We start from the raw sequence: 518 nt of genomic DNA on the forward strand, positions 1-518 counted from the left end.
CGTGCGGGGGGAGGTGGGGCTTCCGGGGTCGGTCCGAGGGGCGAGGGTGGACGGGTGGGGCGGAGGGGAGCGGCCGGGGAATGGCCGGAGGGAGGCTGGTCGGCGTTTTTGACATGTCTATACCATCAGCCGGACGGCGGCCGCCCCGGCCGTCCGGGACGGGGGGTGGGGACATGTCCGCACGCATGCTCCGAGCGCGGCGGGTGAAACGCGCGAAACGGCGCGCGCTGACGGCTGCCGTAGTGGCGGGGGCGCTCGGTGCGAGTCTGCTTACGGGGGTGCAGGGCGCCGCCGCAGGACCGCCGAAGCCGAGCCCGCAGGCGCCCCGGCCCGCCGCCGCGGTGTCCGACACCGCGTCGGCCCTGCTCGCCGCGAAGCTGCGCGGCAGCCGGGTCGAGGTGCTGGGGACGCGCAGCGAGACCGCGACGACCTGGGCGAACCCCGACGGCACGCTGACCACCGACACGGCCGCCGGACCGGTCCGGTTCCGGCGCGGCGCCGACTGGGTGGACGTGGAC

Annotated in this window: 1 protein-coding gene; it reads left to right on the plus strand. The window is 76.8% G+C overall.

Annotated elements, in window-relative coordinates; genetic code table 11:
• Positions 1-278: 278 nt before the first annotated feature.
• A partial coding sequence (locus VR45_RS47705) for a hypothetical protein (protein WP_159394552.1) occupies positions 279-518 on the plus strand: 240 nt, incomplete at its 3' end.

Origin of the sequence: Streptomyces sp. NRRL S-495 (assembly GCF_000966955.1) — a bacterium.
GTDB lineage: Bacteria > Actinomycetota > Actinomycetes > Streptomycetales > Streptomycetaceae > Kitasatospora > Kitasatospora purpeofusca.